Source organism: Mariprofundus sp. NF, assembly GCF_013387455.1.
Lineage (GTDB): Bacteria > Pseudomonadota > Zetaproteobacteria > Mariprofundales > Mariprofundaceae > Mariprofundus.
On sequence record NZ_VWNC01000005.1, the window covers coordinates 56,052 to 81,567 of the forward strand.

A 25,516-nucleotide genomic window follows, 5' to 3' on the forward strand; every position below is an offset into this window, starting at 1 on the left:
CAACCAATTTCGCAGGCGCTATGCCCTGCCGGAGGTTTAGATGATCAAGCTTTATTCCGATGCACACTGCCCTAATTCGCATCGCACACGTATCGTTCTGGCTGAAAAAGAGCTGCCGGTTGATACTCAGGAGCTGGAGTCAGAAAACCTTCCTGCTGATTTTTTGAAGATTAATCCGTATGGCAAACTGCCTACAGTGATTGACCGTGACATCGTTTTCTTTGAATCCTCCGTGGTCAACGAATACCTCGATGAGCGTTATCCTCATCCACCGCTTAAACCCGGTTCACCAGCTGAGCGTGCTCAGATGCGTCTGGCTGTATTGCAGCTGGAGCGCGAGCTTTATGTCCTTTATGAAGACACTCAGAATGGACGCAAGAAGAAGGATGCCGTGAAGAAGATGGAAGTCTATTTTGACTCCCTCAATGCCTACCTGGGTCGTACAGAGTATTTCATCGGTGAGCAGTACACGCTGGCTGATGTGACACTGGCACCGATTTTGTGGCGCCTGCCATCGATCGGTCTGGATACCGCCAAATGGGGTAATCTTGAAGGTTATATGGATCGTCTGTTTGAACGCTCGGCATTTGAACGTTCACTCTCAGAACATGAGCAGATGCTTCGCGAGTACTAAGCAGTACAGTGTAACACCAGATCGCGTACCTCAATATGAGTTGAGACGGTTGTGACAGAAATCATTTTATCTCACTGATTAATCGATAACTTGTGCGCATGGCGAGCAAAGGAGTTTTCTTGAGTGTTTGAAGTGATTTACAGGGATCATCCTGATTATGGTGTGGCTTGTGAATTTGTTCATGAGAACTTTAAGCGCACCTATGGTGCGAATATGCACAGCTTTATGCCCAATTTTATCCGTGTTAAAGACCGCCATGGTGCAACCAAAGCAGTCGTGGGTTATCGCGATGCAGCTACTGAATCCCTCTATCTTGAGAAGTATATGGATGAGCCGATTGAAGTGGCGATCTCCCGATATATTGCGCAACCCGTAACACGTTCGGAGATTGTTGAGGTAGGTAATCTTGCTGAAGCCACCCCCGGTGATGCGCGCATGGCAATTATCGGTGCCACCGCATTTTTTCAGGCTGCCGGTTTCCGTTGGGTGGTATTTACCGGTGTGACCCGCCTGCGCAACGCCTTCTCGCGGCTAGGGCTCTCTCCTAAGCAGCTTCTTGAGGCCGATCCTCGTCGGCTGCCGGAAGATGAGGTAAAACAGTGGGGTAGCTATTACGATAGTGGTGATCCGGTGATCTGTTTTGGTGCGATTGAGGGTGGGTATGATAACCTTCAGGAGATGTGGGCCGCTCTGCGTGATACCTGGGCAGCTGCCGAGGCTGAGGGTAAAAAGTTGGCCAGGATCAAAAAGCAGGCATGAGTCAGGTTCTTGCGGCGATCAACCATTTTGCGATCCAGGCTCCGGATCGTGTGGCGATTGAGAGTGGTTACCCCTGTGAACCTGTAACCTACGCTACCCTCTCTTCTGAAATAGCTGCCATGGCGAACATGATGAACCGGCACGATGTCAGCGCGGTGGCGCTGGCTGCTGATAATGGAGCTGCCTGGGCAGTAATGGATCTGGGCTGCCTTGCTGCAGTAGTGCCTGTTGTTCCCGTGCCAAATTTTTTCTCACCATCCCAGATCGGCCATCTTTTTCACGCCGCCGGCATCAATGGGATTCTCACAGATAACCCGGACCGGGTTCGCGCTATCTGCGAGCAGATGAAGGTCGGTTTTATCAAGCCGATCCCTTTCACGGTAGCTTCTCAGCAACTCTACCTGTTTCAGCTTACCGTCTCGAAAGTAAAACTGCCGCAAGATTGCGTGAAAGTGACATTCACCTCCGGTTCCACTGGCGAGCCGAAAGGGGTGATGCTTACTCAACAGGTGATGGAGCAGGTGGCGCGATCGCTGGCTGAAGTGACCGGCGCATGCGCTTCTGACCGGCATCTCTCCCTGCTTCCCTATGCCACCCTGCTGGAGAATATCGGCGGCCTCTATGCGCCGCTTCTGGTCGGGGCTACGGTCTGTGCACCGGGATTTGAGGCGGTCGGTTTAAGTGGCGCTTCCGGGCTGGATGTGAGTCGTTTTATCGGCATGCTGGGGGCCTCCAGAGCAACAACCGCTATTATGATTCCACAGATGCTGCATGCGCTGGTGGCTGCGATTGAGTCAGGGGTACCAAAACCTGAAGCACTGCGTTATGTGGCTGTGGGTGGAGCTGCGGTCTCTCCACATCTGCTGGAGCGGGCTGCTAAACTCGGCTTGCCGGTGTTTGAGGGGTATGGTCTCTCTGAGGCGGCCAGTGTTGTGGCTGTCAATTGCCCGGCTGAAAACAGACTAGGCAGTGTCGGCAAGCTGTTGCCGCATGCGCAGATCTCTTTTGCCGGTGATGGTGAGATCCTTGTTGCAGGAGCCCTGTTCTCCGGTTATCTCGGTGACGCCGCCTTTTCCGGAGAGTTTTGGCCGAGTGGTGATATCGGTTATCTCGATAGTGATGGTTTCCTCTATCTTACCGGACGCAAAAAACATATTTTTATTACAGCTTTCGGGCGCAATGTCTCACCGGAGTGGGTGGAGCGCGAACTCTCGATTGAACCTGCTGTTGCGCAGTGTTGTCTCTTCGGTGAAGCACGCCCTTTTAATGTTGCAGTCATTGTGCCGCGTCAGGGTGTGGACGAATCGCACATAGAGATGGCGGTGCAGGCTGCCAATGCACGCCTCCCCGATTATGCCCGGATTTCAGCATGGCAGATTGCAGAGCGGCCGTTTAGCATAGCCGACGGCCTCTGGACCGGAACAGGAAGAGTGCGTCGCAAACAGGTTTATGCATATTATAAAGAGGCTATCGAAGCCCTGTATGAGGAGTCCTGAATGGATTTTTATGATCAGCTGCTTGCGGAGACAGAGAGTGAACGCAATGACCTGCTCTCGATTCCCTTTATTCAGATGGGAGCTGCCGGACAATTAAGCCTGAAGAGTTATATCGCTTTCCTGACGCAGGCCTATCACCATGTTAAACACACCACGCCACTATTGATGGCAACCGGTGGTCGCCTGCCGGGCAGGCTGGAGTGGCTACGTGAAGCGGTGGGTGAGTATATCGAAGAGGAGATGGGGCACCAGGAGTGGATTCTTAACGATATTCAGACCTGTGGTGGTGATGAAGAGGCTGTGCGCAGTGGTACGCCAAGCCCATCGACCGAACTGATGGTCGCCTACGCTTACGACACCGTATATCGCAATAATCCGGTCGGTTTCTTTGGCATGGTGTTGGTGCTCGAGGGGACAAGTGTATCGCTGGCCACACATGCTGCGGGCAATATCGAGAAGAGTCTCGGGCTGCCGAAGCAGGCATTTTCCTATTTGAACTCACACGGCTCCCTTGATGTGGAGCATGTCGATTTTTATGAGAAGCTGATGAATCGTCTGGATTCAGAGCAGGATCGGGCTGCTGTGATTCACGGTGCCAGGATGTTCTACAAGCTCTATGGTGATATCTTTCGTGCTCTGCCAATCATTGAGTTGAATTGATGCTGATTAACCGCATCCTGCAATTAATCAGAACGCAAAGACAAAAGTGTCATTTTGCCTTTGCTTACAAAATCAATGAAGGTGGTCATTGATTTTGCAGCCCGTCCATGGGCTGCACGGCAACACATGGCTCATTGTTGCCATGATGGAGGATAACTGATGGATATCAGAGATAAACGGGTCGTTCTGACCGGTGCTGCCGGCGGCATGGGCTCCATTCTGGCTGCTGAATTGGCCAAACGTGGCGCTAAACTTGCACTGGTGGATGCCAATGCTCAGGCCCTTGAGAAGGTTGCAGCTTCGATTGTTGATGCACATTGCGTCAGCGGTGATCTCTCCTCTGCTTCAGAGTGCCAGCGTGTTGCCAGCCAGTGCAGTGAACTGCTCGGTGGTATTGATCTGCTGATTAATCTGGCGGGAGTGAACAGTTTTGCCGCTTTTGAGGATGAGAGTGCAGAGAAAATTGAGCTGATGATGCATGTCAATCTGTTGGCTCCGATGTGGCTCTGCCGCGCTTTTCTACCCACCATGCTGGATCAGAGTAGTGCGCGTATTGTTAATGTCGGTTCGATCTTCGGCTCCATCGGTTTTGCCTATTTTACCACATATTCGGCCACTAAATTTGGCCTGCGTGGCTTTTCAGAAGCGCTGCGCCGTGAACTTGCTGACTCTGGTGTTGAGGTGACCTATGTGGCGCCGCGGGCTGTGAAAACAGCCATGAACAGCGATGCGGTGAATCGCATGGGTGAAGCAACTGGCATGAACATGGATGAGCCGCAGATGGTTGTTGAAAAGATTATTGCAGCTATTGAGAGTGATCGCAAAGATGTCTATCTCGGATTTCCGGAGTCGCTGTTTGTACGTATTAACGCGATTCTGCCAAGGATTGTGGATGGCTCGGTTGCCGCCAAAAATCGTATTGCACGTCAATTTGCTAAAGGAGAGAAGTAAGATATGAAGATGAAACGTCTGTTTTCGACAGCTGTTGTGGCGCTGTCACTTTCACTGTTCCCTGCAACTTCAACTGTGGCTGATGAAGTCGATGAAGCTGTGCGCGGCCTGCAGGCAGAGTGGGGCATTGCCAACTACAAAACCTCAGATGAGAACAAAGAGGCAGCCTTCAAGGCGCTGGTTGATAAAGCGGAAGCACTCAGTGGCAAACATGCAGAGCGTGCTGAGCCGAAGATCTGGGAAGCGATTATTCGCGCCGGTTATGCTGGTGCAATGGGCGGTGTCTCTTCGATGTTTAATGCCATGCCGCAGATGGAGAAGGGGCGGGATCTGCTGCTGGAAGCGGAAAAGATCGATGCCAAGGCGATGCATGGTGCTGTTTACACAACCCTGGGTAGCTTCTACTACATGGTGCCGGGTGGTTTTATCGGATTTGGTGATAATGACAAAGCTGAGGCCTATCTGGCCAAAGCGATTGAAGTGGCACCTGACGATATGGATGCCAACTATTTCAGCGGTGACTACTGGCTGGAGCGCAAGAAGTATAAGAAGGCGATCCCCTACCTTGAGAAGGTGCTGGCTCTGCCGGATGTAGCTGATCGTCCTATCTATTCAGAGGGGCGCAAAGCTGAAGCTGCGGCCAAACTGGCCAAAGCCAAAAAGAAGGCACCGCCTTTTTAAAGTTTGAACTGGTGATCTGAACGGGCGGCTTTGGCTGCCCGTTCTGTTTTTATGTTGGCGCTGTCGCGAACGTCCTGATAATGAATTGGGCTGAAGCTTTTGACGTGTTATGGGACACAGAATTATGTAAGATGCTGCGCAAGGGTGTCTATCAGTTTTCGAGGTGATCATGTTTAAATATCTGTTTGTTTTCATTGCTCTGTTTAGCCTCTCAGGTTGTGTGGTCGGAACCGTCGTAGGTACGGCTGTCGATGTTGCCGTTGAGGTGGTCAAAGTACCATTTAAGGTCGGTGGCGCGGTGATTGATGTGGTCAGTGATGATGATGATGACGAAGACGAAGAGTCTGATGATGAAGAGTCCTACGACGAAGAGCAGTAGTACGAAGATGAGCAGTAAACTAAGGTTATCTTACTGACTGATCGAGCCACGCTTGATCAGTAGCTCTTTTTCACTGCGGCGTAATTTCTTAATTTTTATCTCCATTTTCAGGGCATCGGATCGATCCCCGATCTGCTCTGAAAAAACCAGTTCAAGAGGCGCCTTGCCGCGCAGAAACTTTGCCCCTTTTCCCTCGCCATGCTCAGTGAAACGACGCTCAACATCGGTAGTGATTCCGGTATAGAGTTGACCACTGTTGCAGCGGATCAGATAGAGAGACCACGTCTCACCCTTATTCGGCATCTTCCAGTGCCTCTCCGGCCTGCATCCACGCCTCTTCGGTTTCATCTAATTTCTGTTTCAGGTTGCGGTGTTCAATGGTCAGGGTTTTAAGCCTTTCGGTCTGGCTGCTCTCATAAAGCGCAGGGTCGGCAAGTTCACTCTCCAGTGCTTCGCTGCGTTGATGCAGTTTATCAAGCTCACTCTCAAGTTTTTTCACTCTGTTGCGCAGCGGTTGCAGGGCTTTGCGCTGTTCGGCTTTGGCGCGCCGGTCATCCTTGCGAGAGGGGTGCGTTGTTACCTTCTCCTCTTCATCGCGCAGCTCCAGCAGCCACTTGGAGTAATCATCCAGATCACCATTGAAAGGGTTCACTTTCCCGTTTGAGACCAGCATCAGAGCGTCGCAGACAGTGCGTAGCAGGTGGCGGTCATGCGAGACCAGAATCATCGCCCCTTCAAAGCTCTGCAGTGCCATATTCAGGGCGTGGCGCATCTCCAGATCGAGATGGTTGGTCGGTTCATCCAGCAGCAACAGATTGGGCTGCTGGTAGACCAGCATAGCCAGTACCAGCCGAGCCTTTTCACCGCCGGAGAAGGGGCCGACAGGGGCAAGGGCCATATCCCCCTGAAAATCGAAACCACCGAGGAATTGCCGCGCCTCTTTCTCCGGCAGTCGCTCTTCCAGCATGCGCAGGTGTTGAACAGGTGAGAGCTCATCATGCAGCTGCTCCAACTGATGCTGGGCGAAATAACCGATGGAGAGATCTTTGGCTCGTTCACATTTGCCTTTTTGTGCTTCCAGTTCACCGGCCAGTAGTTTGATCAGCGTTGATTTGCCTTCGCCATTGGGGCCGAGCAGGCCGATGCGTTCCCCCGGAAGCAGGGAGAAGGAGAGGTCGGAGAGAATCGTGGTCTCACCGTAACCGGCATCGGTTTTGTGCAGCCGCAGTAGCGGATTGGGAATGCCACCGGGATGGCTGAACTCAAATGAGAAAGGGGAGTCGACATGCGCCGGCGCAATCAGCTGCATGCGCTCCAGTGCCTTGATGCGACTCTGTGCCTGCGTTGCTTTGGTATTCTTGGCCTTAAAGCGGGTGATGAAACTCATCATGTGGCTGATCTGCTTCTGCTGTTTCTCATGGCTGGCCTGCTGCAGTGCCAGCTTCTCTGCTCTGATGCGCTCAAATGCCGTGTAGTTGCCCGAGTAGAGGGTAAGTGTTTCATGCTCAATGTGAGCGACTTTGTTTACACAGCGATCAAGAAAATCGCGATCATGGGAGATCAGCAGCATCGCACCGCGATAACTGTTCAGCCATTTCTCCAGCCATACCACCGCTTCCAGATCGAGATGGTTGGTTGGCTCATCGAGCAGTAGAAGATCAGAACGGCACATCAGTGCATGGGCAAGATTCAGGCGCATACGCCAGCCACCGGAGAAATCAGCCACTGCCTTCTCTTCGGTGCCAACTTTAAAGCCTAAACCGTGCATCAGTCGTGCAGCACGGGCGTGAGCTGAATATGCATCGATGGCGGCCAGCTTCTCATGCAGCTCAGCCACCCTGATGCCGTCGCCAGAGGTCTCTGCCTTATCCAGCTGGGCCTGTAGCTTAGTTAGCTCTTCATCGCCCTGCATGACGTAGTGAATGGCTGGTGTGGCCAGGGCAGGGGTCTCCTGCTCTACCTGAGCGATGGCGATATTTCTGTCCATGCGGAAGCTGCCGCTATCCTCTTCCAATTTCCCCTGTACAAGCGCGAACAGTGATGACTTACCGCAGCCGTTGGCACCGGTAATGCCGACCCGGTCACCGATGTGCACAGAGAAACTCATATCGCCAAACAGTTGTTTGCTGCCACGTCGCAGGGATACCTTATCAAAATAGAGCATGCGGCATTTTAGGGTGGAATCGAAAAACTGCACCCATCAATATTGGTCTGCAGTGCGCCAATCTGTTTGCGCTGCAACTATTTTCCAAGAGATTATAAGCCATGACTTCATTGTATACGGAGCTATATTGGATCAAGCGTTGCTACTCCCGGTTACACATTTACACGAAATCCGGTGCAAATCTTTTTGCAAAAGATGACCTGTTTGTTGTATGGTCGCTGTTGATGACCATGCATCTTTTTCAGCCCTGTTATTTTCCCTGCCATGCATGTGTAGAGTAGTGCCATCAGTATCCCGTCTACCCTGACGGGGGATCGGCAAACCAGATTCAAAGCAAAGGACATGTTTACATGAGTGCAGATTACGATATCGATTCGATTAAAGACCTCGATGGGATTTCTCATATCCAGCTGCGGCCGAATATGTATACCGATACCGGCCTTGAGCTTGGTTGTCACCACATCGCACAAGAGGTGCTTGATAACTGTGGTGATGAGGCGATCGGTGGTTTCTGCAATAAGATCATTGTTGAACTGGAATCCGAGAATGTGGTATGCATTTCAGATAACGGACGCGGCATTCCGGTGAAGGAGAACCAGGACGGCATATCCGGTGTTGAGCTGGTGCTTACCAAGGACAAAGCCGGCGGCAAGTTTGATCATAATGCCTATAAGGTCTCCGGTGGTCTGCACGGGGTAGGTATTACCGTCACCAATGCACTCTCATCGTGGCTGGAAGCGACTGTAAAGCGTGACGGGGGTGAGTGGTTCATTCGCCTTGAAAACGGCCGTACAGTCGAAAAGATCAAACAGATCGGCGAATGCGGGCCGCGCACGCACGGCACCAAGATCAGATTCTCTCCCAACCCGAAATATTATGAGCGCGCCAGGTTCCGTGTGCAGCAGTTGCGCCAGCAGGCGATGGACAAAGCGATTCTGATTCCTGGGCTGGAGGTGGTGTTCAAAGCGCCGGGTCTGGAAGATGAGACTTTCTGCTTTAAAAATGGACTCTCCGAATTTATGACCTCGCGCATGGAAGAGTCTCCGATGTTTGAGTTTTCAGGACAGCTCGGGGATATGGAGAAGGTGCACTGGTTTTTCGCCTCTTTTGAAGAGAGCACTCCGATCTACACCAAATCCTATGTGAATACTGTGCCCACGCCGCGTGGCGGTACCCATGAAAAGGGTTTTGAGTCGGGGCTTCTCAAGGCTGTTCGTGAATATATCGATATGCGCCCGGAGCTGAAAAAACTGCTCGGTAAAAAGACCAGAATTGCGGCATCCGATATCATGACCAACAGCCAGCTTGGTCTCTCCGTCTATATTCAGGACATCTCCTTTGAGGGGCAGACCAAACAGAAGCTCACCTCTTCTGAAGCGACCAAGTTTGTCGGTGGTGTGATCAATGATTCGGCTGCCCTCTGGCTGAATCGTGATGGCGAGATCTCTGATGCATGGATGAAGCTGATTATTGATCGGGCTACCACGCGCACGGCTGCTGAGAGTGGCAAAACCAAAAAGGTGGATCGCAAAACCTTTACCGGTAGAACACCGCTGCCTGGCAAACTGCTCGATTGCCGCAGCAACGATATTGAAGATACAGAGCTCTACCTTGTGGAGGGTGATTCGGCGGGTGGTTCTGCCAAGCAGGCCAATGATCGCGACCTGCAGGCGGTTTTCCCCCTGAAAGGTAAAATCCTGAACTGCGAAGGTGTGACATCTACCGATGCAGGCAACAGTGAAGCTGTTGCAGATCTGATTACGGCGATTGGTACCGGCATTGGTGATGCCTGTGATATCGAGAAGCGTCGCTACGGCAAAATCGTGGTGATGACCGATGCGGATATCGACGGCAGCCATATCCAGACACTGCTGTTTACCTTCTTCTGGCGACAGATGCGGCCAATGGTGGAGGCGGGGCGTGTGTTTATCGTGCAGCCGCCACTTTACGGCGTCACCGTAGGCAAACAGAAACACTACGCGCAGGATGAAGAGGAGCTTGATGGCCTCAGAGCCATGGCGCTGGCTGAGAACAAGAAGATTGAATATATCCGCTTTAAAGGTCTTGGTGAGATGAATCCGCCGGAGCTGAAAGAGACCTGTATGGATGTTGAAAATCGCGTGCTGGTGCAGGTGAGTCCTGAAGATGCGCAGCGCATGGATGCACTGGTGACCAAGCTGATGGGTGATGATGCAGGTCAGCGCCGTGATCTGCTGATGGGTAAGGAGATCGAGGATGCCCGCTTTGTAAATAGTGCAGCCGCCATCGAATCCATCGATGATCCATGTGATATGACCGATGATCTTGATGACATCGATGATCTGCAGCTGCGTTTTAAACCTTATGATTCAGGCAACAATACCATTGCGCCATTTGAGACGGTCTTCCGTGAACTCTACCGCAGCTACGGTCTGAAAGTGGTGGGTGATCGTGCCATTCCCGATGTTCGTGATGGCCTGAAGCCGGTGCACCGCCGCATTCTCTATGCGATGGAAAAACTCCAGCTCAGATCAAACACCAAAACCAAGAAATCCGCCCGCGTGGTCGGTGACGTGATCGGTAAATATCACCCGCACGGTGATTCGGCTGTGTACGGCGCGATGGTGCGTATGGCCCAGCCCTGGGCGATGCGTTATCCGCTGGTGGATGGGCAGGGTAACTTCGGCTCCATTGATGGTGATTCGGCAGCGGCTATGCGTTATACCGAAGCGCGAATGACGCCGATTGCCGAAGCGATGCTCTCCAGTGATCTGAAGGATGGCATCACCCCGTATCAGCCCAACTACGATGATCAGGACAGGGAGCCGATGCTGCTGCCGGCACCATTCCCGTGGATTCTGATGAACTCAAGCACAGGTAATCCGGCTGTTGGCTTTAAGACTGAAATCCCTTCGCATAATCTCTCTGAGCTGCTTGGCGCATGTATTGCGCTCTCCAAACGCAGAAGCAGGACAGGGGCGGGGGCATCCAACAGAGATTTCGCCCTTGTGCGTAAACATATCACTGCACCGGACTTCCCCGGTGGCGGTATTATCACCAGCACGGAAGAGGAGCTGGAGAAGATGTATGCCAGCGGTTACGGAAAAATGCTGCTGCGCTGCAAATGGCATAAGGAAGATATTGGCAAAGGCATGTGGCAGATCATTGTCACAGAGATTCCCTACGGTATTGAGAAGTCACCACTGTTGATCGAGATGGGGGCGCGTATTTCGGATAAAACCATTGCCGAATCACGCCAGCTGCCGATGATCTCTGATCTGCGTGATGAATCCTCAGCTGAAGGTATCCGCATTGTTATCGAGCCGAAATCGAAAAATCTCGATGCCGAACAGATCATGTTACATCTCTTCTCAGCCACCAATCTGCAGGTGACCATCCAGTATGCCACCTATGCGCTGGAGAAGTGGATTGATGCACCCGGTGGTGATCGCTATCGCCTGCCAAGCCTCTTTTCACTCGACGCACTACTCAACTCCTTCCTGAACAACAGAGAAGGGATTGTGATGCGCAGGGCGGAGGTGCGTCTGGGTGAGATCAATAAGCGCACCAATATCCTTGAGGGTCTGTTTGTTGTTTATCCGAATGTGATGGAGATCGTGAAAACGATCTATGACAACGATAAACCAAAACCGATTCTGATGCAGAAGTATGGTTTCAATGAGGAGCAGGTGGTGGCTATCCTCGATCTGCGTCTGGCGCAACTGCGTAAGCTCGATGAGATGAAGCTGATGAATGAGCATGCAAAGCTGCTGCAGGAGAAAGCGGAGCTTGAACTGATTGTCGATGACCACGGGCATCGCTGGAAGCACATCACCGGCGAGCTTAAAGATGCGCTGGCCAAGTTCGGAGATGAACGTCGAACAGTGGTTGATGCCGATGCGCCAAAAGCGCGCACCATGAGCAAGCAGCAGACGGTCAACCGTGAACCGATCACAGCAATCCTCTCCAGGCAGGGGTGGCTCAAGGGGCTGCGAAACGCCCATGTTGATCTGGCCGGTCTTAAATTCAGGGAGGGGGACAAGCTCCTTGATGCAGCTGCAGGGCATACTACAGACATGCTTGTGCTGATCGGACGGAAAGGGCGGGCATTCAGTATGCTCGCCGCTGATCTGGCCGGTGGCCGTGGTAACGGTGAGCCGATCTCTAAAACGTTCATGTTCAGTATCAATGAAGCGCCAACGCGCATGGTGATGGTCAAAGCCGAGTCTGAATATCTGATCGCCACCACGGCAGGTCACGCTTTCCGGGCGATGGGTGAGTCGATGCTCTCGGCCAACAAGAAGGGTAAAGCCTTTATCAATTTCCCGGTAGGCTCGAAACTGCTCTGCATCCGCGAAATCGATGCTGCCCATGATGCGTTTGCCTTTATCGATTCCGATGGTCGTCTGGCGGTTATTGCAAAAGATGAGTTCCCGCTGCTCGGCAAAGGTAAGGGGGTGACAGCCATCTCGATGAAACGGGGTTCAAAGGGCTTGCGTGATGCTGCACCAATCACCGTGAAAGAGGGGGTTCGGGTAGGCACTGAGAAGCGTGCGACGAGCATTGAAGCCGATGAGTTACAGGAGATCTATGTCATCGCCAGAGCCAAGGCTCCGAGACCACTGCCGATGGCAGCTGTGAACGGCATGGTGGTCTCATGATGACCATTTTTGCGCAGAGGGGGTGAGGGATGTGGAAGCAGAAAACAGTTCGACTGCAGGCAAAATCGAGAGGGTTTCATCTTGTCACCCGTGAACTGCTTGAGCAGCTGCCGGAGTTGCGTGAGTTAAAAGTGGGGGTGGCGCACCTCTTTATTCAACACACCAGCGCAAGTCTGACCATCAACGAGAATGCCGACCCTGATGTGCGCAGGGATATGGAGGCGCACTTCAATCACTTTGTACCGGAGAATCAGGATTACTATCAACACACGCTGGAGGGCTCTGATGATATGCCTGCGCATATCAAATCGAGCACACTCGGCTCATCGCTCTCTATACCGATCAGTAATGGATCACTGGCCATGGGTACATGGCAGGGCATCTATCTGGGTGAACATCGTGATCATGGTGGAGCCAGGCGAATTATCGTCACACTACATGGTGAGTGATCTATAATTGCTGCAAAAACCGCGGCTTTAGTCTAACGTAGTCCAGTCGGGGCAGATAAATTGCCGGGCAGGAGCCAAGCCTATGGGGCAATCGCAGTTTCACCACACTCTTCGTACGGATCTCATTAAGGATATTCTTATCTGGTCGGGATCTTTCTTTCTGGCTCTCGTTGTAGCATTTGTTCTTACCCTTGATGGTCTGGTCAATTACATGGTGGCCGAGATGGCCGGGCATCGCATGCATTATCAGCTTGCCGAGTTTTCCAAGCATCTGAGTCAGGGTGATACGACAAGTATTACCGAGGAGTCAGAGGCTCTGGTTCAGGATGAGTCAATCTCCGGTATTCTTCTGGTCGATGCATCAGGCTTGTTGGTGCAGGTATCGTTGAAGGATGGGGAGCCACCAAGGGTTAGTCTGACGCGTAACATGAGTGTGGAAGAGATGCGCAGCGAAGTTGCGCTGGAAGATGATCTGGTGCTGTTTGAGGAGAGAATCCCCGGCCATACAGGTTCGCTGGTTCTTATTCTGGATAAAGGTCCGATTTTAAAAGCGATTTATACTTCAACCGGCTGGACTGCAGCACTGCTGATATTCTTTATTATCCTCTCAATCGTGGTTCTGCATTTCTCTCTGCGCAGGCACCTGATCAAACCGGTTGATGAAGTCAGACATCTAATGGATGATGACCTGAAGAGGGAGGAGAAGGAGGAGTTGATCAGTCATCTGCCTGATGAAGTGGCTGCTTTGGCTATATCTTATGAAGCAAGTAATGAGGCGCATCTGCTGATGGAGAGGCAGTTTAATCAGGCCCAGAAGATGGAGGCGATTGGAACGCTGGTGGGTGGCATTGCCCATGATTTCAATAATACTCTGGCTGGTATTGTCGGAAATCTCTACCTGGCTAAACAGGGGGCGACTACCCTGCCTGATGTGGTTGAGAAGCTGGACCGGATTGAGGTGTTATCTCTTCGCTCTTCAGAAACCGTAAAAAACCTGCTTGCCTTTGCCCATAAGACACATCTGGAGACGGCTCCTGTTGCCCTTGGCTCGTTTATTAAAGAGGCGATTAAGCTGAACAGGGTCTCTGTGCCGGAGAGCGTGAATCTCACCTACCATGTGAGTGATGAAGATCTTACGGTGAACGGGGATGTTACCCAGTTGCATCAGGTGCTGCTGAATCTGATTAATAACGCTTTCCATGCTACAGAGGGTATGGCTGAACAGAATATCAGTGTGAGTGTGGAACGATTCAATGCAGATGAGCAGTTTTTGCAGAAACATGCAGTTACCTCAGAACATTTTGCCAGAATAACTGTCAGTGATAATGGGCGCGGCATAGCAGCGGATGTGATTGAACATATATTCGAACCCTTCTTCACTACCAAAGAGGTAGGCAAAGGAACCGGGCTTGGGCTGGCGATGGTCTACGGTTCTATCAAGAGTCAGCACGGCATTATTGAGGTTGAATCCGAGCCTGGTTGTGGTGCCACTTTTAAAGTTTTTCTTCCTCTGATTGAAAACGAAGAGGGTGTTGAATTTACGGGTAGTGATGAAGCTGTTCAGGGCCAGGGTGAATCTATCTTGCTTGCTGATGATGAAGAGGGGCTTCTGGTGGCAACTTGCGAGGTATTAGAGTCGCTGGGGTACCGTGTCTTCGGTGCCGCCGATGGGCAGCAGGCTGTCTCACTGTACAGAGAGAAACGGGAGGAGATTGACCTTGTCATTCTCGATGTCGTGATGCCCCGGCTGGGAGGGATTATGGCTGCGCAGCAGATCAGAGAGATCGATCCTGCTGCCAGAGTAGTGTTTGTGACCGGTTACGATGAAAAGAGCTTTTCAGGGGGGGGAGAGGAGCTTCATCATCCAGTGATTCATAAACCCTATGCCATTGAAGAGTTGAGTCTGCTTATCCGTCAACAGCTGGATCAGGCATGATAGTTTCAGCCGATGCAGGATGGCTGCACCTCTTCTGATCTATTCTCTATGGTGGATGAAAAGGTTGTATGAAAAGTTGCCGGGATGGCACGCTGTCCCTCTGAAATCACCGAAGTTGTTGTAATCAAAGGGGTTGCGACATCTCTCCACAGGGCCTGTGGATAACTCAGTGGATGAAATAGAGTGAATCGTTACTTGTCATGTTGCCGCTAGAGATGGGTTGCCTCTGCCTAAATAATGGGCTTATATCTTTGTCTATATAAAACAGCAGTTTAAGATACACATGTTAAAGTATGTTTTAACCAGTGCCTGTAAGGTCTATTAGCAGCCCTTGAACCGACTTCGTCGGTGGATAAATAGCGAAAGTATAGGTCCTTTTCCTACAGCTGTCGGGATTTAGCGCTTTTTTAGCGATCGTATTGCCGTTGCTTTGATGGGCTCGCGGGTGTCGCTGATCACAGTAGTGGTGACGAAAATCGCTAACTTCGGTTAACCTTCGCAGTGCTCAGATTGGATGCTGGCCGAAGTTAAATTTTTATACACATGGAAGTGGAACCTATGCGTAACATGGACGTTACCTTTTCAATAAGGACTTTTATTCTGATGATGCTGATCGCTCTGCTGTCGAGCTCAGCTCATGCTGCCGGCAACGAATCGGGCAACAGTTTTGGCAAAGCGAAAAAAGAGCTGGAGAAAATGTATCAGGATCATCGCCTCACCTTTTATGCCGGATGCGAGTATGGCAAGAAAGGGCACGTGAATGGCAAGAGCTGTGGTTACAAAGCGCGCAAGAATGAGAAGCGAGGACGCAAGATCGAGTGGGAGCATGTGGTGCCTGCCTGGGCGTTTGGGCATGCCCTGCAGTGCTGGCAAAATAAAGTCTGCTCAACCTCAAAAGGCAAGCCCTACAAGGGGCGCAAATGTTGCGGAAAAATTGATGCAACTTTTCAGGCGATGGAGTCGGACATGTTCAATCTTGTGCCGGCCATTGGCGAGCTGAACGGTGATCGTTCCAACTTCCGTTACGGCATGATTGCAGGTGAAAGCCGGGCATATGGAGAGGTGGATTTTGAGGTCGACTTCAAACAGCGGGTAGCTGAACCGGCTGAAGCCGTTCGCGGCGATATTGCCCGCATCTATTTCTACATGGAAAAAACCTACGGCATGAAGATCGGCAAGAAAGATCGCAGGCTGTTCGAGATCTGGAATCGTCAGGATCCGGTGGATGCCTGGGAGATTGAGCGCAATTTGAGAATTGCTGCGATTCAAGGCAACAGCAATCCCTTTGTAGATTCAACATCTGCCAGCGCCAGAAGCGGAGCTGCGATTCAGTAACTGCAAGGTTCGGCCATTGTCCGGGATGGCGTGTTAAACCAATTTTTATCTCTGTTAACCTTTTATTCATGTTATGAGCACCTATAATTGGGTGGTGAAATATTCGCACTTATCCTGTTATATATAGCGGTTAGACTCTCAGCGTGACATGGATATCAGGGGATCTATATGAAGTTAAAAACATTTGTTCATGTTTTTGTTCTGCTGGCAGCCCTGTTGGCTGCGGGTCTCTCTTCGGCGCAAGAGGATGGCGGCTCCAGCATTGGCGCTGCTGATGACTGCAGTGATATCAGTGTCGATTTTGATGCGCGTTCGGATCTGACTGAGCAGGAGAGGATCAGACTCATGGACAGGGCACTCTTGAAATCTCTCAATAAATATGAGCGCTGCCAGATGGCGCAAGAGCGTTCAGCTGCTGCTGGCGGTGGGGCTGCCGGTAACGGCGGGGGTTCTGGAGATGGCGGCGGCGGTGGTGCTGGCGGGCAGGGCTCCTCCACAGCAAGTAGTGAGATGTCCGGCACCGAGGCTCCTAGTGAGCAGGAGGCTGCAAGCAGTCTGGCCAGCAGTGAGTTGCCAACCAGCAAACCTGAGGGTGGCACCCCTGAGGATGGAACCCATTTGCCGGGCAGCGGAAAAATTCCGGATGATATTCCTCCGGCAGATAATGATAGTGTACTTGAAGAGCAGATTCGTCAGGCGGCAATGAATGAAACTGATCCAGTGATCAAAGAGAAATTGTGGAATGAGTATCGCAAATACAAGGGGCTTCCGGTTGTTACAAAGCCGTAGGTAGAATGAGATGAATGGTATGATGTTGATTAGAAAATCGATTGCAGTGATCGTGGCATGCTCGTTTCTGTTGAGCGGCTGTGCTGCCGGCAGCTCGGGATCCTCCAAGGTGAGTGATGGTCCTCAGAAATCCTCCGCCTATGTGAAAGCAAAACCTGAAGCGGTGGTGGAGATTCAAAAGCCAAAACTGGATATTATTATTCCGGTCTTTGATCCCGGCCTGCCAGATGATCCGGAAGAGTATGCAGATGAGGGGATCTGGCCGGAGCTGCGTCGTGCAGAGGCATCCCGCTTTGCCTACAAGATGAAACTGGCAATTGAAGAGACCAATGCTTTCGGGGCGGTTCGGGTGATGCCGGATGCAAAGGCGACGGGTGACCTCTATGTGGTTGGAAAAATTATTGAGTCCAACGGCGAGAATGTAGAGATCAATATCAAGGTTTATGATATCAGTGGCAACAAGTGGTTTGATAAAACTTTCGATCATGAGGTGGCGGCAGATTTTCATAGCAACATAAGAAACAAGGGCAAAGACCCCTACGACCCTGTTTTCACGGCTGCTGCAGATCGACTTGTTGAAGAGCTTATGGATCAGGATGATGCGCAGTTAACAAAGTTGCAGGCGCTTACTGATCTGCGTTTTGGTGAGAACTTTTCTGAACAGGCATTTTCCCGCTATATGAAGAGAAAGGGGGGTAAGGTGTCGCTGATCGGTTATCCCGATCAGGATGACAGCATGCTCAAGCGTGTGCAGGCGATCCGGATTCGGGATCAACTCTTTACCGATCGCATGCAGCCCCATTACGAGCAGTTTAATCAACAGATGGAAGAGAGTTATACGATGTGGCAGAAGCAGAGTTTTAACGAGGTGAGGGCGGCTCGTGAGGCAAGAAATGCGGCCATTGGTAAAGCTGTTGCAGGTGTTGGTTTGATTGCTGTTGCGGTGCTCTCTGCAATTGCCGGAGCCCGCTCCAATACATACGGAGGCGCCAGTGCCGGTACAACCGGAGCTATCGTGGCCGGTCAGATCGGAGCTGGCATGCTGGGTGAGAGCTCCAAGATGAGTGAAGAGGCGAAGTTTCACAGAGAAGCACTGGATGAGCTCGGGCAATCTATCGATGGTGAAATGGCACCACAGGTTGTGGACTTTGAAAAAACGACCACAAAACTTACCGGTAGTGCCAAAGAGCAGTTTGCCCAGTGGCGGGCTTTCCTGAAAAGTATGTATGAGCAGGAAGCCACTCCTGATGTTCAACTCTGATTTGATAAGCAACTTATGTTAGAGAAGAAGCTTGAGCAGGCCAGTCAGGCCAGTGTGAAAGATAGAAGGCGGATCGTGGCGATCACCAGTTTCGTGCTGCTCTGTGCTATCGCTATGGTTATGCTCATTTCAGGTTTGGATGATCAAGCACCACTGCTACCTGCATCTGAGCCGCAGGCATCTTCTCAGCAAAACGCTGAGTCAGAGCTTCGCAATCAGTTTATGCAGCGGCTGCAGGCTTATGAGGCTGAGGTTGAGGCGGATCTAAGCAGTGCGAATCTGAAAAAGTGGGATCAGCCCAGGGATATTGAGATCACAACAGTTAAAGATGAAGCGATCTCAGCATTTGCTGTCGGGGCGTACGCCTCTGCACTTGGCTCGCTGATTCGACTCGAAACCTTGGCGGGACAGGCGCTTGCGGCAAGGGACTCTATGTTTGCATCGGAGGTTGCATTGACCCGGCAGGCAGTGAATGCGGATGATTATACGCAAGGCAAACTGCATATCAGCAAAGCCCTACTACTCAAACAGGATGATGAACAGGCTCAAGTTCTGGAGGCAATGGTTGAAAAGCTCCCTGAGCTTCTGTCACTGCTCAAAGCGGCAGATGTCGCAGCGATCGAAAACAATCTGGAGAAAGAGCATGCGGCAGTTGCCGAGGCCTTCAATATTGCGCCTCAGCGTCAGGGGTTAAAAGAGCGGCGCGATGCGCTGCATGATAAAATCAGAGAGAGCCGATTCACAGCCTTGATTGCGGCTGGCCTGTTAAGTCTGGAGAAAAAACAGATCAGCGCCGCACGTCGCAATTATGCTGAGGCGAAGGCTCTGTTTCCCCAGCGTTCGGAGCTGAAGGTTCTTAAACAGGGTATGATCAGCGTTGCAGATGAACTGGATTTGAAACAGACGAAAAAGAAGGTGAAAAAGGCTATCGATGAAGATCAGTGGCAAACGGCAGAGCAGCTCTATGCGCAAGCCTTGCAGCGCCATCCTGAGGAGAAGGCGATTCGCGATGGTCTGCAACTGGCAAGCAGGATCGTTGCGTTGCAACGTGATATCACCGATTATATTCAGCGGCCGGAAAGGCTCGCGTCCGCAAACATTTTTGCTGCCGCAGAGGATAAGCTTATTCAGGCAACTGTATTGACCGCTTACAGCAGATCATTGGCTGAAAAGAGTGGTGCGTTGAAGGATCTTCTTGCCAGTATGAGTGTGAAAATTCCGGTGTTTGTGAAATCGGATAATCAAACCTATATCGTGGTGAAAGGGGTCGGCAAGGTAGGTTTGACTCATGGTCGTGAGATCGCCTTAAAACCCGGAGTTTATACCTTTGAGGGTAGTCGTAGTGGTTACAGGTCCAAACTTGTTCAGGTTCGACTGCCTGTCGGTAAACCGGCCTTGCAGGTAGAGGTGGTGTGTGATGAGCGCATCTGAAACTACTGTTCAACCTGAAGAGAAACAGATCGACAGAATCACTGCCGAACTGCTGCGTGCCAAAGCGCGACAGAGGGTTGTCTATCTCTTTATTGCTGCCGGCCTGCTATCGGCGCTGATCTTTGCCCTTGGATTTATCGCTTACTCCAACGCGACGCGCATCGAGGTGGCACCTGAAGAGGCGCAGGCGAGTGCCACCCTGAGTGTGGTGGATGGTTTTGCGGCAACGATAGGCCATACGGTCTACGCCCTGAGTGGGCGTTCGACTGTTGAGATTTCAGCGGCAGGCTTCAGGTCGCTGCGTAAAACGCTGCAGAGCACTGAAGCAGGCAGAACGATTCGTGTTGAGTTATCCGAGCTTCCCGGCGAGTTGCAGATCACAACAGCGCCAGAATCTGAACATAGCCGCTGGTTGATCGATGGCCAGCTGGTTGCTGTTGCAGCTGCTCTGAAGCATGAAGTGGTTGCGGGTGATCATGTTGTTGAGATCGATAATCCCTATTACCAGAAAAAAAGCCTTCCTGTGACCCTACAGCGTGGAAAGCTTCTCAAGCTGAACGTTGATCTGCAGCCGGTTGAGGGAGAACTTAAGATTGATACACAGCCTGCTGGTGCCAGGATTGAAATCAATGGCGATCCGGTTGGCATCTCACCGCTGCGGCTATTAAGGCCGGGTGGCAGCTATCAGATTGGCGTGAGCCATAACGATTATCAGAGCATCACAGAAAATATTGAGATCACCAGCAGTGAGCAGAGCATCGAGAGGGATTATCGCTTAGCACTCAAAGAGGCAGTGCTGCACATCGATGTGGCACCTTCAGGCGGTAAGCTGCTGCTCAACGGTAAATCGGTATCTCCTGCTGCGCCACTGGCTGTCAAAGCAGGTGTGAAGAATACGATTATCTACCTTAAAGATGGATACTTCTCGCAACAAAAACGGATAACCGTTGCTGCCGGAGAGGAGAGGAGGGTCTCTTTCAGCTTAAAGGCGGAGATGGGTAAGGTCAGTTTCTTCTCCACACCATCTGCAACTGTGAATCTCGATGGTAAAGATATCGGCCAGACGCCGCTGCAGCTGGTACTGCCTGCAGTGGCGCATCGGCTGCTTGTGCATAAAAAAGGCTACCGCTCGTTTAGAAAAACGCTGACTCCAAGTAGTAAAGCTGCGCAGCAGGTCAGGGTGACACTACAGACGAAGATGCAGGCAAGGCTTGCAGAATCACCGCAGCGTTATACCAATGCGGCTGGCATAACGCTGAAACTGTTCAAACCAGATAGTACGTTTGTGATGGGGGCTCCACGCCATGAAAAGGGGCAGCGCGCCAATGAGTTTTTAAGAACAGTGAAGCTGAGTATGCCATTTTATGTCTCCACACATGAGGTTTCCCGAGCCCAGTATGGACGATTCAGACCGGTGCAGGGGGCAGGCAACGAACCGATTACCTCGATCAGCTGGATTGAGGCTGCACTTTATTGTAACTGGCTCAGTCAGCAGGAGAAAAAAACGCCATTTTACACTATTCGTGGTGGTCAGCTGCAAGGTTCAGATATCACCTCCGATGGTTACCGGCTGGTGAGCGAAGCGGAGTGGGAGTGGCTGGCCAGAAAAGCGTCTAAAGCCAAACAGAGCCGTTTCACATGGGGTGATGATACAACGATTCCGCCAAAGGCAGGTAACATTGCAGATGAACATGCCAAAGGCAAAACATCGCATTATGTGCCGAACTACTCCGATGGATTTGCAACGGTAGCACCAATCGGAAGTTTTCCTGCTGAAGTTATGGGTCTGTATGATTTGACCGGCAATGTCAGTGAGTGGGTACATGATGTCTATACATTGGTGCCAGGCAGCGGGCAGGCTGTGGAGGTTGATCCGTTAGGCGAGATGGTGGGAGATACCCATACGGTTAAAGGTTCGAACTGGCGCTCAGGACGAATCACCGAACTTCGCGCCGCCTACCGTGAGGGTGAAAAAACGGGGCGCAGTGATATAGGATTCAGAGTTGCGAGGTATGTTTATGGAGGCGAAAATGGAGACGAGTAGAGAATCCGGAAAACCTGCCGTAAAGGCGCGAAATATCATGGTCATAGCCCTGCTCGGTATCTGTATGGTCGGGCTGGTTGCCGGTGTTGCCTATGCCGCCAAGCAGTCGATTCAGCTTGATTCAGCAGCCACCTTCCCCGTGGATATCTGATATGAGTGAGATGATGAAAAGCCTTACAGCGCTGATTGTCAGTGCCATTTCCGTGCATCTTGCCTATATCGGTTTTATCCGGCCACAGGCGGATATGATCATTGATGCTGCAAAGCAGGCCGGGCAGTCAGCCCCACGCGATATGCTTGTGATCCTCAAGGATTACGAGCAGGAGATATGCATCATCCTGATGCTCTGGGCTGGATTTCTGATTATTAGTAAATGTCTGGCGATACTAAAAAATCAGTACCTCTTCTCAGTCGATCTTCTTGAAAACGGTGAAGAGAGTGGCGGAGAGCTTAAAACCGTGCTCTCTAATCTGGAGCGACTGCCTGCAGAGATCAGTTCAACACCGCTGGTGATCGCTTTAATGGCCAGTCTGCGCCGTTATCTGATCACCAGTGATGTCCAGAACACTTCGGATGCCGTGGAATCAAGCATAGAAGCGCTGGCTATCCGGCATGATGCTGAAAACTCGATGATCCGCTATCTGATATGGGCTATTCCATCGATCGGGTTTATCGGCACAGTGAGAGGTATCGGCGGTGCACTTGCGCAGGCTGATCAGGCACTGGCAGGCGATATCGCCGGTATGACAAACAGTCTGGGACTGGCATTTAACTCCACCTTTGTGGCACTGTTGATCAGCATTCTGTTGATGTTTCTGCTGCATCAGCTGCTGCGACTGCAGGATGGTCTTGTGGTGGATACCCAAGCCTATTGTGAGAAGTTTCTGCTGAAACGGATATCCGAGAAGTAGGCCGACTCTGAAACGCCATCGTAAAACCGAAGGGTTCAATGTCGCATTTCTGGATATCATGGCATCCGGGCTTGGTGCGATTATTCTTGTGCTGATTCTGGTGAAGTTTGATGTTGGCCAGAGCACTCCGGAGGCCGATCTTCTACAGGCTGATCTGCAGCGTCTTGAGCAGCAGGATGAGAGTCTGAAGCGCTCGCTTAACCAGCGCGACCGGGATGCTCTGGCTGAAGCGGCGAAAATGGCCACTGTTCAGGCTGAGATCAGGACCCTTAAAAGAGAGATATCGCAAAAAAGTGATGCGCTGAAACAGCAGCAGGTGGTGATGTCATCTGTGAAAAACAGCATAAAAAATGCGCCCCGGGCAAAAAAAGATGATGTGGTGGAGAGTGGCTCTGGTGGTGAAGAGGACTATATCATGGGGCTCAAAGTCGAGGGTCGTAAAATCCTCTATCTCATCGATAGCAGCGCCTCAATGACGGATGAGAAGCTGATTGAGATCATTCGTCGAAAAAACAGCAGTGATGCCGAGAAAAAGAGAGGCCCCAAGTGGCAGCGCACCAAACGTATTGTGCAGTGGCTGCTGGCCCGTTCACCCCAATCGAGTCAGGTCGCTGTCGTCGCATTTAACAAACAGGTGAAGGTGCTAGGTGGCAGCGGCTGGTTCAATGCTCGTGATGCCAGTGCTATTGGTCAGGTTCAGAGGGAACTGGATCAGTTTGTGCCAACCGGAGCGACCAACCTGCAGCTGGGCTTGCAGAAGGCTGCTTCCCTGAATCCAACAGATATCTATCTGGTCACCGATGGCCTGCCTACAGCAGGAGAGTCAAGATACTCAAGTTTGAATCCATTTGCCGCCTGTAGCTCTCTGCTGGGCAGATCGAACAATATCTCCGGCCTTTGCCGTGTGAAACTGTTCCGGCAAACGGTTGCTGAGAGTGCGCCTGGCAGAGACACGAAAGTGAATGTTGTGCTGCTACCGATCGAAGGTGACCCGCAGGCAGCTCCGGAGTTCTGGCGCTGGAGTGCGGCAACAGGTGGTCTGCTTATCACGCCGGCAGTGAGTTGGCCATGAAGCAGCGGCGAGAAAACCTTGAGATATTTACCATCTCCTTTCTCGATATCATCTCTTCCGCATTTGCGGCGGTGGTGTTGCTGGTATTGCTATCCAAGCCCTTTGAGGGCTCATCAAGTGATGTGGGTACGACCCAGGAGCTGTTGCAGCAGGTGATCGCTGCACAAAGCAGTGTTGAGGTTTCAGCTGCGGCACTTGAAAAGAAAGAGCGTGAGTTAAGCAGGCTGAAACAGATCAACGCGCAACTTAATGACTCGCAGATTGCTGCAGAGAGTGCGCTGGGCGCAAAAACCAGAGAGGTTGAGAAGCTGGATGGCGATCTTGAAGGGCTCTCACTTGTTCAGTCGGCGCTTAAACGGGCCTCGATTAGGCCGAGTTCATCGACAACACGGGATGTGGAGGTTGGTGGCATTCCGGTTGATAGCGATTATATCATCTTTATCGTCGATACCTCGGGCAGCATGCTCACCATCTGGGATCGCGTATCGCGGGAGGTGATCAATGTGCTGAAGATTCATCCGCAGGTGAAGGGTTTTCAGATTATGAATGACAACGGCATTCATCTGATTTCAAGTTATGTCGGCAAGTGGATTCCCGACACACCACAGCGACGCAGTGGTGTAATGAAGGTTTTTGGGGCATGGCAATCCGCCTCCAACAGCAGTCCGGTTGAGGGGCTTGAGGTTGCACTCAAGAGGTACGCGAAAGCGAATATCTCCCTGTCGATCTATATCTTTGGCGATGATTATACCGGTTCATCCTATGATGCTGTGGTTGATAGTGTTGAAAAATTGAATCGCAATAAGATAACCGGCAAACAGTTGGCTAAGATTCATGCTGTGGGTTTTATGTCCAACTATGCAACCAATCGCTTCTCTATTTTGATGCGTGAGGTAACAAAGCGAAATGGCGGTACATTTTTAGCGCTGGCACCATAACCTCCGGATACATGCTGTAGGCTATATCCGTCATGCAACTCAGGCTGTCAGCGTCTCTTTTATATCTTAGTTAGCAGACTTATTCGGCCATGATGATGGCATCAATCTTCTGCTGAATAGGGCGAGGGTTCAGACCTTCCCGCATCAGTTTTTTGCGCATCTCAATCAGCTCATCAATGGCTGCATTTTTCTCTTCAGACGTCATCTTCTTTGTGCTCTTGCCTGCGAGCTGGTTAACAGCAAATGCTGTTGTGCAGCTGTTGTGGTAGCTGCGGATATCGATCATGACCTGCTTGAGTGAGTAGTGGGTAATGCTGGCTTCCATGCGCCTGTCGAGTTCGATGCGGGCACGACTGCGCTGATCTTTGATGGTTGTTACCAGTGTGTCTGCAAGTCTTTTGCCTGCATCTGCTGAGCTGCTCTGTGCAAACAGAGGTGCGGCACTGCCTACATTGTCGAACTGACGTTTGCTGATCACGCTATCGAGTTTCTCCTCCAGCTCACCTGGAGAGTTGCTGCTGATGTTCCAGTTTTCGACAGCAGAATCGATTCTGGAAAGTTGTTTTTCACAGCTGCGATCAGACTCTGCAATCATTTCACGAGCCAGTTTGTTGCGCGCTGCTTCTCTGTCATTGGCCCGATCCACAGCCTGCAGCTGCGGGCTCATCGTCTCCGAGGCATCTGATTTCATGCTATCTGAGAGCATCGATTTACCATCTTTGTAGATCGCCTCCACATGGCTGCAGCCTGAGAGGGCTATCAGTGCGAGTGATAGCAGGATAAGCGATTTAGAGATTGAACTGTGCATGGCGTGCTCCGGTAGCGCGGTGTTTAGAGATAATAAAGCAATCATGAGGCCAAGTTGGTGATGGCCGGTTTTGCAGCTCTTCAGCGTTTAAAAAAGCATGCTGTTTCAACGTTAATGCTAAGTTTAGGGGGTCCTGAGTGATGAGGTGAACAGCTGTTTGCGTAGCCGGGAGAGGCAT

The 25,516-nt window shown here is 51.4% G+C and carries 22 protein-coding genes; 19 read left to right on the forward strand and 3 right to left on the reverse strand.

Annotated features, from left to right (window positions below):
• Positions 1 to 40: 40 nt before the first annotated feature.
• From F3F96_RS08385 to F3F96_RS08415, 7 genes are all read left to right on the forward strand, one after another.
• The gene (locus tag F3F96_RS08385; RefSeq protein ID WP_176962816.1) at positions 41 to 634 is read left to right on the forward strand and encodes a glutathione S-transferase N-terminal domain-containing protein; all 594 of its coding nucleotides are present in this window, start codon (positions 41 to 43) and stop codon (positions 632 to 634) included.
• Between the two features lie 123 nt (positions 635 to 757).
• Positions 758 to 1,393 carry a thermostable hemolysin gene (locus F3F96_RS08390; protein WP_176962817.1) on the forward strand — a complete coding sequence of 212 codons (636 nt, stop codon included), beginning with the start codon at positions 758 to 760 and terminating at the stop codon, positions 1,391 to 1,393.
• On the forward strand, positions 1,390 to 2,889 hold the full coding sequence (locus tag F3F96_RS08395; RefSeq protein ID WP_176962818.1) for an AMP-binding protein: 1,500 nt from the start codon (positions 1,390 to 1,392) through the stop codon (positions 2,887 to 2,889). Before F3F96_RS08390 ends, F3F96_RS08395 begins: the two co-directional genes overlap by 4 nt.
• Positions 2,890 to 3,549: a TenA family transcriptional regulator gene (locus F3F96_RS08400; protein WP_176962819.1), complete on the forward strand. Its 660-nt coding sequence runs from the start codon at positions 2,890 to 2,892 to the stop codon at positions 3,547 to 3,549.
• 159 nt (positions 3,550 to 3,708) lie between these two features.
• The gene (locus F3F96_RS08405) at positions 3,709 to 4,500 is read left to right on the forward strand and encodes an SDR family oxidoreductase (protein ID WP_176962820.1); all 792 of its coding nucleotides are present in this window, start codon (positions 3,709 to 3,711) and stop codon (positions 4,498 to 4,500) included.
• Between the two features lie 3 nt (positions 4,501 to 4,503).
• On the forward strand, positions 4,504 to 5,181 hold the full coding sequence (locus tag F3F96_RS08410; protein WP_241697741.1) for a tetratricopeptide repeat protein: 678 nt from the start codon (positions 4,504 to 4,506) through the stop codon (positions 5,179 to 5,181).
• 169 nt (positions 5,182 to 5,350) lie between these two features.
• A complete protein-coding gene (locus F3F96_RS08415; RefSeq protein WP_176962821.1) occupies positions 5,351 to 5,560 on the forward strand; it encodes an NF038104 family lipoprotein in 210 nt (69 codons plus the stop codon).
• A gap of 30 nt (positions 5,561 to 5,590) precedes the next feature.
• Here F3F96_RS08415 and F3F96_RS08420 read toward each other — a convergent pair whose 3' ends face one another.
• Positions 5,591 to 5,863 carry a GIY-YIG nuclease family protein gene (locus F3F96_RS08420; protein ID WP_176962822.1) on the reverse strand — a complete coding sequence of 91 codons (273 nt, stop codon included), beginning with the start codon at positions 5,861 to 5,863 and terminating at the stop codon, positions 5,591 to 5,593.
• Positions 5,853 to 7,724 carry an ATP-binding cassette domain-containing protein gene (locus F3F96_RS08425; protein WP_176962823.1) on the reverse strand — a complete coding sequence of 624 codons (1,872 nt, stop codon included), beginning with the start codon at positions 7,722 to 7,724 and terminating at the stop codon, positions 5,853 to 5,855. The genes F3F96_RS08420 and F3F96_RS08425 overlap by 11 nt, the downstream gene beginning before the upstream one ends.
• A 350-nt stretch (positions 7,725 to 8,074) precedes the next feature.
• Here F3F96_RS08425 and parC point away from each other — a divergent pair, with 350 nt between their 5' ends.
• From parC to F3F96_RS08485, 12 genes are all read left to right on the forward strand, one after another.
• Positions 8,075 to 12,364 (forward strand): DNA topoisomerase IV subunit A, encoded by a 4,290-nt coding sequence (gene parC, locus F3F96_RS08430; RefSeq protein ID WP_176962824.1) that lies wholly within the window; start codon positions 8,075 to 8,077, stop codon positions 12,362 to 12,364.
• 29 nt (positions 12,365 to 12,393) lie between these two features.
• Positions 12,394 to 12,813, forward strand: coding sequence for a secondary thiamine-phosphate synthase enzyme YjbQ (locus tag F3F96_RS08435; protein ID WP_176962825.1), 420 nt, complete (start codon positions 12,394 to 12,396; stop codon positions 12,811 to 12,813).
• Between the two features lie 82 nt (positions 12,814 to 12,895).
• Complete coding sequence (locus F3F96_RS08440) at positions 12,896 to 14,749, forward strand: ATP-binding protein (protein WP_176962826.1); 1,854 nt, start codon at positions 12,896 to 12,898, stop codon at positions 14,747 to 14,749.
• 606 nt (positions 14,750 to 15,355) lie between these two features.
• Positions 15,356 to 16,084, forward strand: coding sequence for an endonuclease (locus tag F3F96_RS08445; RefSeq protein WP_176962942.1), 729 nt, complete (start codon positions 15,356 to 15,358; stop codon positions 16,082 to 16,084).
• A 168-nt stretch (positions 16,085 to 16,252) separates the two neighbouring features.
• On the forward strand, positions 16,253 to 16,873 hold the full coding sequence (locus F3F96_RS08450) for a hypothetical protein (RefSeq protein ID WP_176962827.1): 621 nt from the start codon (positions 16,253 to 16,255) through the stop codon (positions 16,871 to 16,873).
• A 19-nt stretch (positions 16,874 to 16,892) separates the two neighbouring features.
• The gene (locus tag F3F96_RS08455; RefSeq protein ID WP_176962828.1) at positions 16,893 to 18,134 is read left to right on the forward strand and encodes a hypothetical protein; all 1,242 of its coding nucleotides are present in this window, start codon (positions 16,893 to 16,895) and stop codon (positions 18,132 to 18,134) included.
• Between the two features lie 15 nt (positions 18,135 to 18,149).
• The gene (locus F3F96_RS08460; RefSeq protein ID WP_176962829.1) at positions 18,150 to 19,565 is read left to right on the forward strand and encodes a hypothetical protein; all 1,416 of its coding nucleotides are present in this window, start codon (positions 18,150 to 18,152) and stop codon (positions 19,563 to 19,565) included.
• On the forward strand, positions 19,552 to 21,609 hold the full coding sequence (locus F3F96_RS08465) for a PEGA domain-containing protein (protein WP_176962830.1): 2,058 nt from the start codon (positions 19,552 to 19,554) through the stop codon (positions 21,607 to 21,609). Before F3F96_RS08460 ends, F3F96_RS08465 begins: the two co-directional genes overlap by 14 nt.
• Positions 21,596 to 21,760, forward strand: a complete 165-nt coding sequence (locus tag F3F96_RS08470) for a hypothetical protein (RefSeq protein WP_176962831.1) — start codon at positions 21,596 to 21,598, stop codon at positions 21,758 to 21,760. The genes F3F96_RS08465 and F3F96_RS08470 overlap by 14 nt, the downstream gene beginning before the upstream one ends.
• Position 21,761: 1 nt before the next feature.
• Positions 21,762 to 22,520: a MotA/TolQ/ExbB proton channel family protein gene (locus F3F96_RS08475; protein ID WP_176962832.1), complete on the forward strand. Its 759-nt coding sequence runs from the start codon at positions 21,762 to 21,764 to the stop codon at positions 22,518 to 22,520.
• A gap of 58 nt (positions 22,521 to 22,578) precedes the next feature.
• Complete coding sequence (locus F3F96_RS08480) at positions 22,579 to 23,592, forward strand: vWA domain-containing protein (protein ID WP_206675303.1); 1,014 nt, start codon at positions 22,579 to 22,581, stop codon at positions 23,590 to 23,592.
• Positions 23,589 to 24,530, forward strand: coding sequence for a hypothetical protein (locus F3F96_RS08485; protein ID WP_176962833.1), 942 nt, complete (start codon positions 23,589 to 23,591; stop codon positions 24,528 to 24,530). The genes F3F96_RS08480 and F3F96_RS08485 overlap by 4 nt, the downstream gene beginning before the upstream one ends.
• 79 nt (positions 24,531 to 24,609) lie before the next feature.
• On the opposite strand, the gene F3F96_RS08490 is transcribed toward F3F96_RS08485, so the two are convergent.
• Positions 24,610 to 25,338, reverse strand: coding sequence for a hypothetical protein (locus F3F96_RS08490; RefSeq protein ID WP_176962834.1), 729 nt, complete (start codon positions 25,336 to 25,338; stop codon positions 24,610 to 24,612).
• Between the last annotated feature and the right edge of the window lie 178 nt (positions 25,339 to 25,516).